The 15,284-nt window shown below is 63.0% G+C and carries 14 protein-coding genes; 7 read left to right on the forward strand and 7 right to left on the reverse strand.

Annotated elements, in window-relative coordinates; all coding sequences use genetic code 11:
* Positions 1–242 precede the first annotated feature (242 nt).
* Positions 243–1,742, forward strand: coding sequence for an ATP-binding protein (locus AC1ECK_RS21855; RefSeq protein WP_480322609.1), 1,500 nt, complete (start codon positions 243–245; stop codon positions 1,740–1,742).
* Between the two features lie 41 nt (positions 1,743–1,783).
* On the opposite strand, the gene AC1ECK_RS21860 is transcribed toward AC1ECK_RS21855, so the two are convergent.
* The 5 genes from AC1ECK_RS21860 to AC1ECK_RS21880 all read right to left on the reverse strand — a co-directional run bounded on the left by AC1ECK_RS21860 (position 1,784) and on the right by AC1ECK_RS21880 (position 5,749).
* The gene (locus tag AC1ECK_RS21860) at positions 1,784–2,563 is read right to left on the reverse strand and encodes a peptidylprolyl isomerase (protein WP_480322611.1); all 780 of its coding nucleotides are present in this window, start codon (positions 2,561–2,563) and stop codon (positions 1,784–1,786) included.
* A 10-nt stretch (positions 2,564–2,573) separates the two neighbouring features.
* Positions 2,574–2,888 carry a BolA family protein gene (locus AC1ECK_RS21865; protein WP_480322613.1) on the reverse strand — a complete coding sequence of 105 codons (315 nt, stop codon included), beginning with the start codon at positions 2,886–2,888 and terminating at the stop codon, positions 2,574–2,576.
* A 1-nt stretch (position 2,889) separates the two neighbouring features.
* Positions 2,890–3,423: a septation protein A gene (locus AC1ECK_RS21870; protein WP_480322615.1), complete on the reverse strand. Its 534-nt coding sequence runs from the start codon at positions 3,421–3,423 to the stop codon at positions 2,890–2,892.
* A gap of 248 nt (positions 3,424–3,671) precedes the next feature.
* The gene (msrB, locus tag AC1ECK_RS21875; protein WP_480322617.1) at positions 3,672–4,079 is read right to left on the reverse strand and encodes a peptide-methionine (R)-S-oxide reductase MsrB; all 408 of its coding nucleotides are present in this window, start codon (positions 4,077–4,079) and stop codon (positions 3,672–3,674) included.
* 98 nt (positions 4,080–4,177) lie between these two features.
* Positions 4,178–5,749: a protein adenylyltransferase SelO gene (locus tag AC1ECK_RS21880; RefSeq protein WP_480322619.1), complete on the reverse strand. Its 1,572-nt coding sequence runs from the start codon at positions 5,747–5,749 to the stop codon at positions 4,178–4,180.
* Between the two features lie 143 nt (positions 5,750–5,892).
* Between AC1ECK_RS21880 and AC1ECK_RS21885 the strand changes: the two genes are divergently transcribed.
* From AC1ECK_RS21885 to AC1ECK_RS21900, 4 genes are all read left to right on the forward strand, one after another.
* Positions 5,893–7,539: a 3-(methylthio)propionyl-CoA ligase gene (locus tag AC1ECK_RS21885; protein ID WP_480322621.1), complete on the forward strand. Its 1,647-nt coding sequence runs from the start codon at positions 5,893–5,895 to the stop codon at positions 7,537–7,539.
* A 166-nt stretch (positions 7,540–7,705) separates the two neighbouring features.
* The gene (locus AC1ECK_RS21890; RefSeq protein ID WP_480322623.1) at positions 7,706–9,790 is read left to right on the forward strand and encodes a 3-hydroxyacyl-CoA dehydrogenase NAD-binding domain-containing protein; all 2,085 of its coding nucleotides are present in this window, start codon (positions 7,706–7,708) and stop codon (positions 9,788–9,790) included.
* Positions 9,791–9,823: 33 nt separating this feature from the next.
* On the forward strand, positions 9,824–10,453 hold the full coding sequence (gene pncA / locus AC1ECK_RS21895; protein ID WP_480322703.1) for a bifunctional nicotinamidase/pyrazinamidase: 630 nt from the start codon (positions 9,824–9,826) through the stop codon (positions 10,451–10,453).
* A gap of 105 nt (positions 10,454–10,558) precedes the next feature.
* Positions 10,559–11,737 carry an acetyl-CoA C-acyltransferase gene (locus tag AC1ECK_RS21900; RefSeq protein WP_480322625.1) on the forward strand — a complete coding sequence of 393 codons (1,179 nt, stop codon included), beginning with the start codon at positions 10,559–10,561 and terminating at the stop codon, positions 11,735–11,737.
* A gap of 87 nt (positions 11,738–11,824) precedes the next feature.
* Here the strand turns inward: AC1ECK_RS21900 and AC1ECK_RS21905 are convergent, their stop codons facing one another.
* Positions 11,825–12,331 carry an LEA/WHy family protein gene (locus AC1ECK_RS21905; protein ID WP_480322627.1) on the reverse strand — a complete coding sequence of 169 codons (507 nt, stop codon included), beginning with the start codon at positions 12,329–12,331 and terminating at the stop codon, positions 11,825–11,827.
* Positions 12,332–12,602: 271 nt separating this feature from the next.
* Here AC1ECK_RS21905 and AC1ECK_RS21910 point away from each other — a divergent pair, with 271 nt between their 5' ends.
* Positions 12,603–13,193: a BPSL1445 family SYLF domain-containing lipoprotein gene (locus AC1ECK_RS21910; protein WP_480322629.1), complete on the forward strand. Its 591-nt coding sequence runs from the start codon at positions 12,603–12,605 to the stop codon at positions 13,191–13,193.
* A gap of 24 nt (positions 13,194–13,217) precedes the next feature.
* Here the strand turns inward: AC1ECK_RS21910 and AC1ECK_RS21915 are convergent, their stop codons facing one another.
* Entirely contained in the window at positions 13,218–14,204 is a 987-nt protein-coding gene (locus AC1ECK_RS21915) for a zinc-dependent alcohol dehydrogenase family protein (protein WP_480322631.1), read from the reverse strand.
* Positions 14,205–14,304: 100 nt separating this feature from the next.
* Between AC1ECK_RS21915 and AC1ECK_RS21920 the strand changes: the two genes are divergently transcribed.
* Positions 14,305–15,177: a LysR family transcriptional regulator gene (locus tag AC1ECK_RS21920; protein ID WP_480322633.1), complete on the forward strand. Its 873-nt coding sequence runs from the start codon at positions 14,305–14,307 to the stop codon at positions 15,175–15,177.
* The last annotated feature ends 107 nt before the right edge of the window (positions 15,178–15,284 follow it).

Below are 15,284 nucleotides of genomic sequence, written 5' to 3' on the forward strand. Positions count from 1 at the left end.
GTGATGGGATTTTCTTTGTAAAATCATATGCATACGCACCTTAAATAATTAGCGTACATTCGGGTACGCTAATTATTGTGCAGTCACCAGCAACTGAGCGGGATATGGCGAAATGGTACCGAGCAGGCATTGCCATCTTCCCGGCGGACACGGGCCGGATCAATTTTATCTTTTAAATTCAAATATTTACGAGATGTATCGAGTTAGCGTAAAATTTAGTACGCTAACTTAGCGAGGGCGGTATGGCAGATTGGCGCTTTTACGGGCGACGCAGCACGCTGGACGAATTGTGCGGACTGCTTGAGCAGCCTCAGTGGTTCTTCTGCCGGATTCAGGGCCGCCGGCGCATCGGCAAAACAACGTTACTGCGCGAACTGGCGCGCAACGACGAAGCGCTTGCAGAGCGTCTTTTCTACGTCCAGATTCCTGACTCCGACCAGACCGACGTCGCCAGCCAGTTCCGGCGCGCGTTGCAGGACAGTCTCTCGAATGTCGCTCAGGCACTGGCAAATGATGTGCGGGACTTCGCGTCAATGGCTCGCGCAATTGCCACGATGAACCGCGCCGGCATCATCGTGGTCCTGGACGAATTTCAATATTTCACTTCTCCACAGCTTGCTGCCTTCAACTCTTTTTTGCAGGCCGAAGTCGATGTCCTGCGGGAATCAAAGCGTGGCGGCCTGTTTGTGCTGGGCTCGCTTCAATCCGAAATGAGCGCTCTGCTCGACGATAAGGCGGCTCCGCTGTATGGCAGACTGACCCATTCGTTTCGTCTTGACCACTGGGATTTCGAAGACCTGCTCGCCGTATACAACGACCATGGAGTGGCGGACCCGTATCAATGGCTTCTCTTATGGACTTACTTTGAGGGCGTTCCAAAGTTCTACAGAGACGCCTACGGGCAAGGGCTTTTCGATGCATCCACTGACCATCTGCGTAACGAACTCATTGGACGTCTGTTCCTGAACGAAGGCAGCCCACTTTCGGAAGAAGCGGACACTTCGTTTTTGCGCGAGATGAAAGGGCAACTGCTCTCGATCCTGCACTTCGTGGCGGACCACCCGGGCACCGGTCACAACGAACTGGTGGCAAACATGCAATCGCCGGCAGACACGAGCCGTTCATTGGGCGCGCAACTCAAGAAGCTGGTTGACGACTACGGGATGATTGACCGGCGCTATCCTGTGTTCTCAGACAGTCGCAGCCGAACTGCCCGATACTACGTGGCGGATAATTTCCTGCAGGCGTGGATTGCAGTTGTCCGGCCTGCGCGTGACGCGGCGCGAATGCAGCTTCGCGAGCGCGTGCTGGAGAGGGCAACGCCGCGCAGCGAGACGCTCGAAGGATTTGCGTTCGAGAAGCTCATCCGGCAGTTGCATGTCGAATGCTCAAGAAAGGGCAAGGGCGACTTTCCGGTCACGTCTATAGAGGTGGGTTTCTGGAACCGCGCTCGTTCAGTAGACCGGCTGATCGAAATTGACATCGTCGCCTTGAACGGCGACGACAAACGCGTGCGTTTCGGTTCCTGCAAACGAAGCGCGAACAGCCACGACAACGGCGCCCTGGCCGCGTTTGAAAATCACATAGCGGGATTCATGTCCACCGTGGAGGGGCGCAAGCTCACCGGCTGGGAGATCGAAAAGGTACTGTTTTCGCCGGCGTTCTCGAAGAGCGAGACAACCCGTCTTGAGAAAGCCGGATATCGCTGTATCGATCTGGAAACCTACGCGAAACTCTTTTAGCGAAGCAGACGCTGGAGGTATCCCCAGCGCCTAAGCCACCCTTACTGAATCTTCGCGTTCTTGCGCAGACCTTCTTCGAACGCCTGCAGCTTTTCCTGCTGGATCTGCTGGACGATCTGCGGACGAACCTGCTCGAGCGGCGGCGGCGTGATGTCGCGCGTGTCGTCAAGACGGATGATATGCCAGCCGAACTGCGTGTGCACCGGCGTGTCGGTCATCTGGCCTTTCTGCAGCTTCTCGGCGGCCGCGGCGAATTCCGGCACATAGGCCTTTGGATCCGACCAGTCGAGGTCGCCGCCGTTCTTGCCCGATCCCGGGTCCTTCGAGTACTGCTTGGCGAGGTCTTCGAAGCTCGCACCGCCCTTGATCTTGGCGATCAGGTCCTGAGCCTGCTGCTCATTGTCGACGAGGATGTGGTGCAGGTGATATTCCTTGCCGCCGGCGTCCTTCACGAGCGAGTCATAGCGCGCCTTGATGTCGGCGTCGCTCGGCTGGTTGTTCTTCAGATAGTCTTCGATCAGCGCGCGCAGCACGACGGTCTGCTGGGCCACGGCGACTTGCGCCTTGACGTCCGGACGCGTCGGGATGCCGCGACGGGCCGCTTCCTGCGACAGGATTTCACGGTTGATCAGTTCTTCACGCACGGCCGCCTGCAATTGCGGCGAGTCCTGCTGGCCCTGATGGACGAGTTGGTCGACGAGCGCATCGACGCGTGCCTTCGGAATCGGCGTGCCGTTCACGACGGCGATATTCTGTGCAAACGCAGGCGCAGCCGCAAAAGCGGCCAGCAATACCCAGAGGCGGGTTTTGTTCAAGGTCATCGGAAGTTTCCTAACGGGACAGCAAAGCGAATTCTTCGGGCGTGTACGCCGTGATTGCGAGGGCGTGAATGCCGCGCTGCATGGCATCGGCCAGCGCATCATACACCAAGCGGTGCCGCGCCACGCGGGCTTGACCGGCGAAAGCGGCTGCCACAATAGTGACACTGTAATGGCCACCGGCGGCGGCACCGGCGTGCCCCGCATGTTGTGCACTGTCGTCGCGCACGCTGATCGAGGCAATGGGGGCAAGCGCCGCAGTGAGGCGGGTTTCGATCAGCGCAAGGCGCTCGGCCGGCGTGGCGCGCAGGAACGTGTCGTCGCTCATGTCACTCTTCTTCTTTCATGTACTTCGACAGCCACAGGCTTTGGCCGACAATGAACACCACCAGGCAGCCGGTCGCGCCGAACAGCTTGAAGTTGACCCAGGCGTCGGTCGAGAAGTGATACGCAACAAACAGGTTGAGGATGCCGAGCAGCACGAAGAACACCGCCCAGATCACACTGAGCTGGCTCCAGATGCGATGAGGCAGCGTGATCTGCTTGCCCATCATCGCCTCGATCAGGTTCTTGCCGAACGCCAGTTGCGAGACGATCAGCGCCACCGAGAACGCCCAGTACAGCACCGTGGGCTTCCACTTGATGAAGGTGTCGTTGTGCAGCACGAGCGTGGCGCCGCCGAACACCGTCACGACACCGAGGCTCACCCACAGCATCGGATCCACCTTACGGTGGCGGAACGCCACCCAGGCGATCTGCACCAGCGTCGCGACAATCGCCACCGCCGTGGCCGTGAAAATGCCCCACAGCTTGAATGCGACGAAAAACAGGATGATCGGGAACAGATCGAACAGGAATTTCATTATCTGGGCGGGGACGTGGAGGAATGAGGGAAAAATGGGTGAGGAGTGAAGGGCGCTTCGTGCCCATATTATGCGTGCTGTATGTAACCGTCGCGGCAACCGGCTGGCGGCCGGCTAATAACCGGCCGGTGCTCGTCGCAGGGTAGCCGGTTCGCAAACTGGCTGTGAACGGTTGTCATCGGGTTCGCATCGCTGGACGGCATTCCGCCGTCCAGCGCCGCCGCCGGCTCCACGTTGCCCGCGCTGCGTTACTTGGGCTCGAATTGTAACGCAGCCGAATTGATGCAGTATCGAAGCCCGGTCGGCGCCGGGCCGTCCTCGAACACATGGCCCAGATGCGCGCCGCAATTCTTGCACTGCACCTCGATGCGCAGCATGCCGTGCGAGCGGTCGGTTTTCTCGGCGATCACTTCGCCGTTGATCGGCTTGAAGTAGCTCGGCCAGCCGCAGCCGGCGTCGAACTTGGTGTCCGATTCGAACAGCGGCGTGCCGCAGCAGACGCAGTCATAGATGCCGCGGTCCCAGTGGTCGTGGTAGCGGCCGGTGAACGGGCGCTCGGTGGCTGCATGGCGGGTCACCTGATACTCGGTCTCGGAGAGCTGCTTGCGCCATTCGGCATCGTCTTTCTGCACCGGATTGGTGTCGTCTGGGTTCATGGTCGTTCCTGTCTCTATGTCGGTTTAGTTAGGGGCGGGGGCTCATCCCGGCTACGAAACGCTTGAGGCGCAGCCCGGCAGCGGCGCAAACGCGGGCCTCATGAAGAGCAACTGACTTCCAGCGAACTGGCCCAGTCGGGCGGCAGCGCGGCATACGCCTCGTATTCCGGTTGTTCGTCGAAGGGACGGCGCAGCACCGCCGCCAGCCGCTCGACTTCCGTAAAGTCCTTCTCTCTCGCGCGGCGAATCGCCGTTTCGGCCAGATGATTGCGGAGAACGAATTTGGGGTTCACGCGGTTCATTGCAATGGCGCGTTCGGCGTCGCCGAATGTTTCTTCGGACAGCCGCGCGCGGTAGTCGTTCACCCAGACATCGAACGCCGCGCGGTCCAGAAACAGGTCGCGAACCGGCGCGTCGCCGCTGGCATCGTGCTTCGAGACGCGGGCAAGATTGCGGAACGTCAGCGTGAAATCCGCGCGGTTTGCCTGCATCAGCTCGAACAGACGGTTGACCAGCGAAGTGTCGCTCAGCGCAGCGTCGCCGGGCCGTTCGGTTTGCAGACCGAGCTTGGCGCGCATGCGGCGTTCGAGAGCAGGCGCAAAACGGTCCTTGAAACCTTCCAGTACGCGTTGCGCGTCCTTTACCGCCGCCTCGCCGCGGACGCTTTCGTCGTGCTGCTGGCCGAGCAGCGGCAGCAGCCCCTGAGCCAGGCAGAACAGGTTCCAGTAGGCGATCTGCGGCTGCATGCGGTACGCGTAGCGGCCTTGCGAATCGGAGTGATTGCAGATGTAGCCGGCGTCGAAACCATCCATGAAGCCGAACGGACCGTAGTCGATGGTGAGGCCGAGGATCGACATGTTGTCCGTGTTCATCACGCCGTGGCAGAAGCCGACCGCCTGCCATTGCGCGAGCAGATCCGCCGTCGACAAAACCGCTTCGTTGAGCAGCGCCAGATACGGATCGTCGGCGGCCTTGCAATGCGGATAGAAACGCTCGATCACGTGATCGGCAAGCGACTGCAAGGCGTCGACCCGGTCGTTCGAATAGAAATGCTCGAAGTGGCCAAAGCGCACGAAGCTTGGCGCGACGCGCGTGACAACCGCGGCCGTTTCTATTTCCTCGCGCCGCACCGGCTGGTCGGAGCCGATCACGCATAGCGCGCGGGTGGTCGGAATGCCGAGGTGGTGCATCGCTTCCGAGCACAGATATTCGCGGATCGACGAGCGCAGCACCGCGCGGCCGTCGCCCATGCGCGAGTAGGGCGTGCGTCCGGCGCCCTTGAGTTGCAGCTCAAGGCGTGCGCCCGCGTGGTCCACTTCACCGAGGCCGAGCGCGCGGCCGTCGCCCAGTTGCCCAGCCCAGACACCGAACTGATGCCCCGAGTACACCGACGCATAAGGCATAACTTCGGCGGGCCAGTCGCGCGTGGTGTTGCCGCAGAAGAACTCGGCGAAGGCCGGATCGTGCGCGACTTGCGGGTCCAAACCGAGCAGGGCGGCGGTGTCGGCAGAAAAGCCGACGACGTAGGGGGCGCTAAGCGGGGCGGCCGGCAAGCGGGTCATGAAGATGCCGCCGAGTTGGGCGAATGCGCCCTCGCGCGGGGTGCCGAGAGCGTCGGCAAGCGCCGCCATCGGCCCGGACAGGCCGGAAATGCTTGGGGAAAACGACATATTGAGCGCCTTTGGATTAACCGATATTGTAAATCGGCGCCAGCGGCGCTGCTGGCCGGCCGACAGCGAAGCGCCGCGGCGAGGCGCCGCGCGGCATCCGAGCCGCCGTCGAAGACGAAAATACCGTGAGGAGACCTCTGCTTATGACGACGCCGCTGCTGGGCCAGATGATGGACGTGCCGCTCACCGTGTCTTCACTGCTGGCGCATGCCGCGCGGCACTTCGGCGACACGGAGATCGTCTCGCGCCGCATCGAAGGCGATATGCATCGCTATACGTATCGCGACTGCGAGAAGCGCGCCAGGCAACTGGCCCAGGCCTTGATCGCGCTCGGCGTGCAGCCCGGCGAGCGGGTCGCCACGCTCGCATGGTGCGGCTACCGGCATCTGGAGGCTTACTACGGCACGACCGGCTTCGGCTCCGTGTGCCACACGATCAACCCGCGCCTGTTTCCCGAGCAGATCGCCTACATCGTCAATCATGCCGAAGACAGCTACGTGCTGTTCGATATCAGCTTCGCCGCGCTGGTCGACACGCTGGCTCCGCAATGCCCGAAGGTGCGCGGCTGGATCGCGCTCACCGACGACGCGCATCTGCCGGAGATGCAGACCCCGGTGACCAGCTACGAGACCTTGCTGGCGTCGCAGGACGGCGCGTACGAATGGCCGCTGCTCGACGAGCGCGCGGCTTCGTATCTTTGCTACACCTCGGGCACCACCGGCAATCCGAAAGGCGCGCTGTATTCGCATCGCTCGACCGTGCTGCATGCGATGGGTGCAGCACTGCCGGATGCGATGGGCCTCTCGGCGCGCGATTCGGTGCTGCCGGTGGTGCCGATGTTTCATGTCAATGCATGGGGCATTCCGCACGCCGCGCCGCTGACGGGCGCGAAGCTGGTGTTCCCCGGCAAGGACCTCGACGGCAAGTCGCTCTACGAACTGATGGAAGCAGAGCGCGTCACCTATTCCGCCGGTGTGCCGACCGTCTGGCTCGGCTTGCTTACATACATGAAGCAGGCGGGCGTGCGCTTTTCTTCGCTCAATCGCACGGTGATCGGCGGCTCGGCCTGTCCGCCCGCGATGCTGCGCAGCTTCCAGGACGACTACGGCGTCGAAGTGATTCATGCCTGGGGCATGACCGAGATGTCGCCGCTCGGCACCTTGTCGAAGCTCACATGGGAACAGACGCAGCGTTCGCCCGACGAGCAGCGCAAGCTACGCGAGAAGCAGGGGCATGTGATCTATGGCGTGGACATGAAGATCGTCGGCCCGGACGGCGACGAATTGCCGTGGGACGGCGTCGCGTTCGGCGATCTGCATGTGCGCGGCCCGTGGGTGATCGACCGGTATTTCCGCAAGGACGACTCGCCGCTCGTGGACGGCTGGTTTCCGACCGGCGACGTGGCGACCATCGACCGCGACAGCTTTCTGCACATCACCGACCGCAGCAAGGACGTGATCAAGTCGGGCGGCGAATGGATCAGTTCGATCGACATCGAGAATGTCGCCATCGCGCATCCGGCAGTGGCCGAAGCAGCGTGCATTGCGTGTTCGCATCCGAAGTGGACCGAGCGTCCGTTGCTGGTGGTCGTCAAGCGCAAGGGTACCGAGGTGACGCGCGAGGAACTGCTTGCCTTCTATGAGGGCAAGGTGGCGAAGTGGTGGATCCCCGACGATGTGGTGTTCGTCGACGAACTGCCGCATACGGCCACCGGCAAGCTGCAGAAACTCAGGCTGCGCGAGATGTTCCGCAGCCACGTGCTGCCGTCGGCGCTGGAGGGCGCGGCTTGACCCGATGCCCTCGGCGTCCTGGGGCAAACCCTTTCCCGCAATAAATCGCGCAGATAATTGAACGAGCGTGCTTTTTTGTGTATTCTGCTTGCTGACCCGGAATGTCGGACAATGAACCGGCACAGGCAGCGCGCGACGCGCTGCCTCACCGTATGGAGGCAGGCAGATGGCAGTGGACTACACGACTCATGACGGCGTCGCCGTCATTACGCTAAACAATCCCCCGGTCAACGGGCTCGGTCTGTCGACGCGAGCCGGCATCGTCGAAGGGCTCGAGCGCGCGCAGAACGATCCGGCCGTCAAGGCCATCGTGCTGACCGGCGCCGGCAAAGCCTTCTCGGGCGGCGCGGACATCACCGAATTCAATACGCCCAAAGCCATCCAGGAACCGACGCTCGCGACGGTCATCAAGGCCGTCGAAGGCAGCGCCAAGCCGGTCGTCGCGGCGATCCACAGTGTCGCCATGGGCGGCGGTCTGGAGCTCGCGCTCGGCGCGCATTACCGCATCGCGGCGCCCGGCGCGCAGATCGCGCTGCCGGAAGTGAAGCTCGGTCTCCTGCCGGGCGCAGGCGGCACGCAGCGCCTGCCGCGCGCGATCGGCCTCGAAGCCGCGCTCAACATGATCGTCTCGGGTGCGCCGGTGATGTCGGAGAAGCTGGCCGGCTCAGGGCTCTTCGATGAGGTGGTGGAAGGTAATCTCTCCGAGGCCGCGCTCGCTTTTGCCCGCAAGGTCGGTGCACAGAACGGTCCGCATCCGAAGCTGCGCGATCGCAAGATCGAGCATGCGAATGCCGAAGGCTTTATCCAGTTCGCGCGCAATAGCGTGGCAGCGGTTGCGAAGAACTTCCCGGCGCCGCACAAATGTATCGACGCGGTCGAAGCGGGTGTGAAGAACGGCTTCGACAAGGGCCTCGCGTTCGAACGCGAATGCTTTCTCGCGCTGGTGCAGACGCCGGAAAGCCGCGCGCTGCGTCATGCGTTCTTCGGCGAGCGGGCGGCGAGCAAGATTCCCGACGTGCCTGCCGATACGCCGGTTCGCGACATCAGGCAGGTGGCCGTGATCGGCGCCGGCACGATGGGCGGCGGCATCGCGATGAACTTCATCAACGCGGGCCTGCCGGTCACGCTGCTCGAAACGAAGCAGGAAGCGTTGGATCGCGGCCTCGCGACGATTCGCAAGAACTATGAAGCGACGGTGAAGAAGGGCAAGTTGAAGCCTGAGGCGCTGGAACAGCGCATGGCGCTGATCACCCCGACGCTTTCGTACGACGATCTGAAGCACGCCGATCTGATTGTCGAAGCGGTGTTCGAAGAGCTCGGTGTGAAGGAGCAGGTGTTCAGGCGCCTGGATGAAGTCGCGAAGCCGGGGACGATCCTTGCCTCGAACACCTCCACGCTCGACGTCGACAAGATTGCTGCGTTCACGAAGCGTGCGCAGGACGTGGTCGGCATGCACTTCTTCAGCCCGGCCAATGTGATGAAGCTGCTTGAAGTCGTGCGCGGCAAGCAAACGGCGAAAGACGTGCTCGCCACCGTCATGCAACTGGCGAAGAAGATCAGGAAGACCGCGGTGGTGTCGGGCGTGTGCGATGGCTTTATCGGCAACCGCATGATCGAGCAATACATCCGCCAGGCGCTCTTCATGCTCGAAGAGGGCGCGCTGCCGGCGCAGGTCGACCGCGCGATCGAGAAGTTCGGCTTCGCGATGGGTCCGTTCCGTATGAGCGACCTCGCAGGCAACGATATCGGCTGGGCGATTCGCAAGCGCCGCTATCAGGAACATCCGGACATGCACTACTCGAAGATCGCCGACCGCCTGTGCGAGACGGGACGCTTCGGGCAGAAAACCGGCGGCGGCTGGTACGACTACAAGCCGGGCGATCGTACGGCGTATCCGTCCACGCTGGTCGACGAGATGATCGTCGCGTACTCGCAGGAAACCGGGGCGCAGCGCCGCAAGATCGGCGACGAAGAGATCGTCGAGCGTCTGGTATTCGCGCTGGCCAACGAAGGCGCGAAGATTCTCGAAGAGGGCATCGCGTCGAAGGCGTCGGATATCGACATGGTTTATCTGACCGGCTACGGTTTCCCGCTCTGGCGCGGCGGCCCGATGCTGTACGCGGATACCGTCGGCCTCTACAACGTCGAGCGGGCGATTCGCACTTATGCTGCGCGTCCGAACGGCGACGCGTGGCAACTGGCGCCGAGCATTGCGGAACTGGCGGCGCAAGGCCGCGGATTCAACAGCTAGACGAGTGGACGTGAGATGACGCGAGGTGCCGCGATGAAAGATGCCGAGGACGTGTTGCTCGTCATCGACGTGCAAAACGATTTCATGCCGGGCGGCGCCCTGGCGGTCGCGCATGGCGATGAAGTGGTGCCGGTCATCAACCGGCTCGCAGGTGGTTTCAGTCATGTCGTGCTGACGCAGGACTGGCATCCGGCTTCGCACGTCTCGTTTGCCGCCAACCACGCGGGCCGCGCGCCGTTCGAGATGCTCACGCTGCCGTATGGCGAGCAGGTGCTGTGGCCGACCCATTGCGTGCAGGACACGCCCGGCGCGGCGCTGCATCGCGATCTCGACATTGCGCATGCGCGTGTGGTGATCCGCAAGGGGCTCCATGCCGACGTCGATAGCTACTCGGCTTTTCTCGAAGCCGATCGGACGACGCCGACTGGACTCGCCGGCTACTTGCGCGAGGTGGGCGTGAAGCGTGTCTGGTGCTGTGGCCTCGCGACCGACTACTGCGTCGCCTGGTCCGCGCTCGATGCACGGGCAGCAGGATTTGAAGTTGCACTGATCGAAGACGCGTCGCGCGCCATCGATCTCAACGGTTCGCTCGACGCCGCCTGGCGCGATCTGCACGCAGCGGGTGTCAAGCGCGTGCAGTCCGCGGAACTGGCGGGCTCATGAAGGCGCGCGCATGCGCCAGCTGAAACCGGGCAAGCCGGCACACAGGTCCGCTTGGGCCCGCCGGTGCGAACGAACCACATTCAACATTGGAAGCAGGAGACATGCATGACTGACGCCGTAATCGTATCGACCGCCCGCACGGGTCTTGCCAAATCGTGGCGCGGCGCTTTCAACATGACGCACGGCGCGACGCTCGGCGGCCATGTGACGCAAGCCGCGGTCGAACGCGCGAAACTCGATCCGGCGCGTGTCGAAGACGTGATCATGGGCTGTGCGAATCCGGAAGGCGCGACAGGCATGAACATCGCGCGGCAAATTGCCTTGCGTGCCGGCCTGCCGGTTAGCGTGCCGGGGATGACGGTCAACCGTTTCTGCTCATCCGGCTTGCAGACGATTGCGCTTGCCGCGCAACGCGTGATTGCCGGTGAGGGCGACGTGTTCGTGGCGGGCGGGGTCGAGTCGATTTCGTGCGTGCAGAACGAGATGAACCGCCACATGATGACCGACGGCTGGCTGAACCAGAACAAGCCGGAGATCTACTGGTCGATGCTGCAGACCGCCGAAAACGTCGCCAGGCGCTACTCGATTTCGAAAGAGCGCCAGGACGAATACGGCGTGCGCTCGCAACAGCGCGCGGCGGCGGCTCAGGAAGCCGGCAGGTTCAACGACGAGATCGTGCCGATGACGGTGCTCGCCGGCGTCGCCGACAAGGCGAGCGGCCAGCTCTTCACGAAGGAAGTAACGATTGTTGCCGATGAAGGCATCCGTGCGGACACGACGCTCGAAGGCGTGTCGAAGATTCGCACGGCGTTGCCGGGCGGTGTGATCACCGCCGGCAATGCGAGCCAGTTTTCGGACGGCGCGTCGGCTTGCGTGGTGATGAACGCCAAGGTCGCAGAGCGCGAAGGGCTGCAACCGCTGGGCATTTTCCGCGGCTTTGCGGTGGCCGGTTGCGAACCGGATGAGATGGGTATCGGCCCGGTGTTCGCGGTGCCGAAGCTGCTCAAACAGGCGGGATTGAAGGTCGAGGATATCGACCTGTGGGAACTGAACGAAGCGTTCGCCGTACAGGTGCTGTATTGCGCCGACAAGCTCGGCATCCCGCACGACAGGCTCAACGTGAATGGCGGCGCGATTGCGGTCGGTCATCCGTATGGCGTGTCGGGCGCGCGCCTGACCGGGCATGCGCTGATCGAAGGCAAGCGGCGCGGCGCGAAGCTGGTCGTCGTGACGATGTGCATCGGCGGCGGGCAGGGCGCAGCAGGGCTGTTTGAAGTGGTGTGAGGCGGTGTGGGCAGGCACCGCCTCAGGTCCCAAGGGGGCTTGAGCGGCTGACCTGGCAGCGTGCGTTTTCTATTGGCCGGCGAATCGTCATTGCCCCGCGAGCCCAAGCCCCGGCAACGACAGCACGCCCTGATCGAGAAAGCGCGCTCCCCCCGTGAGGCCACCCGCCAGACGGCCACGCAAGATATACGGGTACTGGCCCGGCGGCGTATCGCTGCCCGCGAGCGAGAAGGCTTGCCGCAGCGCGGTAAAGGCCGGCACCGTCAACGGCACGCTGACGAGCGCCTCGCCGTAGCGCGGCACCGTGCCGTGCTGAGGGCTGACGCCGCTGGCAAAAGCCTTGCCGTTCAGTTGGAGATCGACGGAGACGCCGTCGAAGTCAAGCGCCCCTTCGTTGGGGTTCTGGATCCGCAGCTTCAGGTTGAAGCGCATTTCGAGCCCCTGGCTGTCGAGCGGCTCGATGCCGGCGACACTCACACGCAGCGGCTCATGGCCGAACCATCCCGCACAACCGCCGAGCGACAACACCATGAGCGCGCCGAGCACCAGCAGGCGTGCCGGACGACCAGACAGCAACAGACGAAGAAAGGACATAGCCAGGACCTCGAGTCGAACTGGGTTGGGCGGTATTGTACCGGGCAAACCCTGATTCCCCTGGCTCGTTCGGTGCCCCGAGCGTCGCGGCATCCTTTCCCGCTTTCGAACTCGGCGCGCCGATCATGGTCCCACCTGCACCTGTCGCGCGTTGCTTCCTGCGCACACTCGCAATGAAACGGTTGCAGAGCGATCGAAAACCGACTTCAATGCCGTACTAATCATTGCGCGCGCGGACGGTCGATCAACCCTCTCTTCTTAGGAAAGCCATATGCACCGACGTCAATTCATTACCGGCACCAGTGTGCTTGTCGCGTCGAGCGGCCTGACTCTCGCGGGCTGCACCACCACACCGCTTGGCTCGGGTGAGACCGCCGAGGACTATACGCAGAAACGCAACACCATCAACGCCGGAATTGATTCGACGCTCGCTCGCCTGCAGAGCACGGTGCACGGTTCGCAGGAGATTCTCGCCAAAGCGCGCGGCGTGCTGGTGTTTCCATCCGTGTTCGCGGCGGGCTTCTGGTTTGGCGGCCAATACGGGCAGGGCGGCTTGCGCGTCGACGGCCAGACGACGGGGTATTACAGCACCGTGGCCGGTTCGTTCGGCTTGCAGATCGGCGCGCAATCGAAGGCGATCATTTTCGCCTTCCTGACGCAACAGGCGCTCGACCGCTTCACGCAAAGCCAGGGCTGGGCAGCCGGCGCCGACGCCACGGTCGCGCTGGCGAAGATCGGTGCGAACGGCAATCTCGATACCTCGACGGCAATGAGTCCCGTGGTGGCCTTCGTGCTCACCAATGCCGGCTTGATGGCCGGCATCTCGCTCGAAGGGACCAAGGTGTCGCGGCTCGTTATCTGAGGTTGCGCGCCCTCCGCCGTCTGGTCACTCCACGTCCACCACGATTTTTCCGCGTGCCGTGCCGCCCGTGATCGCGTCATAGGCCAGTTCGGCCGAACCCAGATCGAAGCGGCGCGGATCGAGCCTCGGCTTGAGCTTGCCGGCTTGCACGAGCCGGCTGGCTTCGGCGAGCATCGCGCCGTGATGGGCGCGATATTTACCGCTGAGCAGCGGATACAGGGTGAACACGCCCGAGTAGCTGGCTTCGCGAAATGAAAGCGGCGCCAGCGCATGGGTTCCCCAGCCCAATGCGCTTACCACGTGTCCGAAATGCCGAACCGCTGCGAACGACGCATCGAGGGTCGCGCCGCCCACGGTGTCGACCACCAGATCGAAGCCGTTCCCCTCTGTCGCCGACGCCACATACTGCTCGACTGTTTGCGCCCGGTGATCGATCGGCGTCGCGCCGAGGCTGGTGACGAAATCGTGATCGCGGGCGCTGGCCGTGGCGAAAACCTGCGCACCGAGTGCCAGCGCCAGTTGTACGGCGACATGCCCGACGCCGCCGGCGCCACCTTGAACCAGGACGGTTTGTCCGGCCTGCAGCCGGGCCCGATCAACGATGCCCGACCAGGCGGTGATGAAAGCAAGAGGCAGGGCGGCCGCTTCACGTATCGACAGATTGGCCGGTTTGAACGCGAGCAGGTCGGCATCGACTGCTGCGTACTGGGCGAGCGAACCCTGAATGCCGCCGACCCCACCGGTCATGCCATAGACCGCATCGCCGGCTTTGAACGCGCTGACGTCCGCGCCGACTGCTTCGACTACTCCGGCCATGTCGATCCCCAACACGAGCGGCAAGGGATGCTGTGCATGCGCCGCGCTGCCTGCGCGGATTTTGGTATCGAGCGGATTCAGACCGCTGGCCGCGATGCGCACCAGCACCTGGCCGGGCGCCGGCTCAGGCCGGACCAGTTCGGTCAGTTCGAGGGGACCGTGATAGCGGCTGAGAACAAGGGCGTGCATGGACATGGTGATTTCCTTTCCGGTTGAGTCGTTGCTTCGTTACGTCCATACTCGATCATGCAAGGTCGCATGTAAATCAACGTTATTGAATACAAGTCAAACGAAAATGATTGGAAGCAATCTGGATTGGAGCGACGTCCGTATCTTCCTCGCCATTGCCCGTCACGGCACGCTAGGGGCGGCCGCGCGACAGGTCGGCCAGACCCAGCCGACCATGGGCAGGCGTTTGCGTGCGCTCGAAGAGGCGACGGGCCACGCGTTGTTCCAGCGCACCCGCGACGGTTTCGTCCTGACCGACGAAGGTGCGGCCGTTCTCGCCTATGCCGAACGGATGGAAGAGGAGGCGCTCGGTTTCACACGGGCGCTGGCCGGCAAGGATGCTCACCTGAGCGGCCTGTTGCGTGTCTCGTCATCCGACTGGTTCGGCATTCACGTGCTCACGCCGGTGTTCGCGCGGTTTCTGGCGCAGCACCGCGGCGTGTCCCTCGAACTGGTGACTGACTCGCGCCGCTATAACCTCGCGCGCCGCGAGGCCGATCTGGCGTTTCGCATTACACCGTTCGAAGAAGCCGACGTGATCCAGCGCAAGTTCATGCACGTCGAGTACGCCTTGTACGGGAGATTGGACCTGGTGGCGCCGCAAGCCGGCGACGGCGCGGGACACACGCTCGTCAGCATGGATAGCGCGTTCGGCACGCTGCCGGATGTGGAGTGGGTCAAGCGCCTGTTGCCGAATGCGCGGATCGCGTTCGGCAGCAACAACCGCGGCGCGCAGGCGCGCATGTGCGCGGAAGGCGGCGGCTTTGCGGTGCTGCCTTGCCCGCTGGGCGACGCGATCGCCGAACTGCGGCGCATCGATCTGGGCGAAGCGCCGCCGGGGCGCGATGTCTGGCTGGGTTATCACCGTGACCTGCGCCGCGTGGCCCGCCTACGGGCTCTGCTGGATGTGACGATCGAGACGCTCGGGAACGATGTATAAAACGGTACCTTGCATAAGACAGTAGAGCCTGCTACATTTCAGCCATGGTCACCGCGGCCATTAGTCCGTCCGGTGGTAGTGCATAGCACGGTACCTTGCAACGCACA

This window comes from Paraburkholderia sp. SSBN10T, from assembly GCF_056619545.1.

Excerpts from the sequence above, each read along its gene's own strand:
- AC1ECK_RS21880 (WP_480322619.1), bottom strand. The coding sequence starts at position 5,749 with ATGTCGTTTTCCCCAAGCATTTCCGGCCTGTCCGGGCCGATGGCGGCG.
- AC1ECK_RS21915 (WP_480322631.1), bottom strand. The coding sequence starts at position 14,204 with ATGTCCATGCACGCCCTTGTTCTCAGCCGCTATCACGGTCCCCTCGAA.
- AC1ECK_RS21865 (WP_480322613.1), bottom strand. The coding sequence starts at position 2,888 with ATGAGCGACGACACGTTCCTGCGCGCCACGCCGGCCGAGCGCCTTGCG.
- AC1ECK_RS21885 (WP_480322621.1), top strand. The coding sequence starts at position 5,893 with ATGACGACGCCGCTGCTGGGCCAGATGATGGACGTGCCGCTCACCGTG.
- AC1ECK_RS21905 (WP_480322627.1), bottom strand. The coding sequence starts at position 12,331 with ATGTCCTTTCTTCGTCTGTTGCTGTCTGGTCGTCCGGCACGCCTGCTG.
- AC1ECK_RS21910 (WP_480322629.1), top strand. The coding sequence starts at position 12,603 with ATGCACCGACGTCAATTCATTACCGGCACCAGTGTGCTTGTCGCGTCG.
- AC1ECK_RS21920 (WP_480322633.1), top strand. The coding sequence starts at position 14,305 with ATGATTGGAAGCAATCTGGATTGGAGCGACGTCCGTATCTTCCTCGCC.
- AC1ECK_RS21900 (WP_480322625.1), top strand. The coding sequence starts at position 10,559 with ATGACTGACGCCGTAATCGTATCGACCGCCCGCACGGGTCTTGCCAAA.
- AC1ECK_RS21855 (WP_480322609.1), top strand. The coding sequence starts at position 243 with ATGGCAGATTGGCGCTTTTACGGGCGACGCAGCACGCTGGACGAATTG.
- AC1ECK_RS21860 (WP_480322611.1), bottom strand. The coding sequence starts at position 2,563 with ATGACCTTGAACAAAACCCGCCTCTGGGTATTGCTGGCCGCTTTTGCG.
- AC1ECK_RS21870 (WP_480322615.1), bottom strand. The coding sequence starts at position 3,423 with ATGAAATTCCTGTTCGATCTGTTCCCGATCATCCTGTTTTTCGTCGCA.
- AC1ECK_RS21890 (WP_480322623.1), top strand. The coding sequence starts at position 7,706 with ATGGCAGTGGACTACACGACTCATGACGGCGTCGCCGTCATTACGCTA.
- pncA (WP_480322703.1), top strand. The coding sequence starts at position 9,824 with ATGAAAGATGCCGAGGACGTGTTGCTCGTCATCGACGTGCAAAACGAT.
- msrB (WP_480322617.1), bottom strand. The coding sequence starts at position 4,079 with ATGAACCCAGACGACACCAATCCGGTGCAGAAAGACGATGCCGAATGG.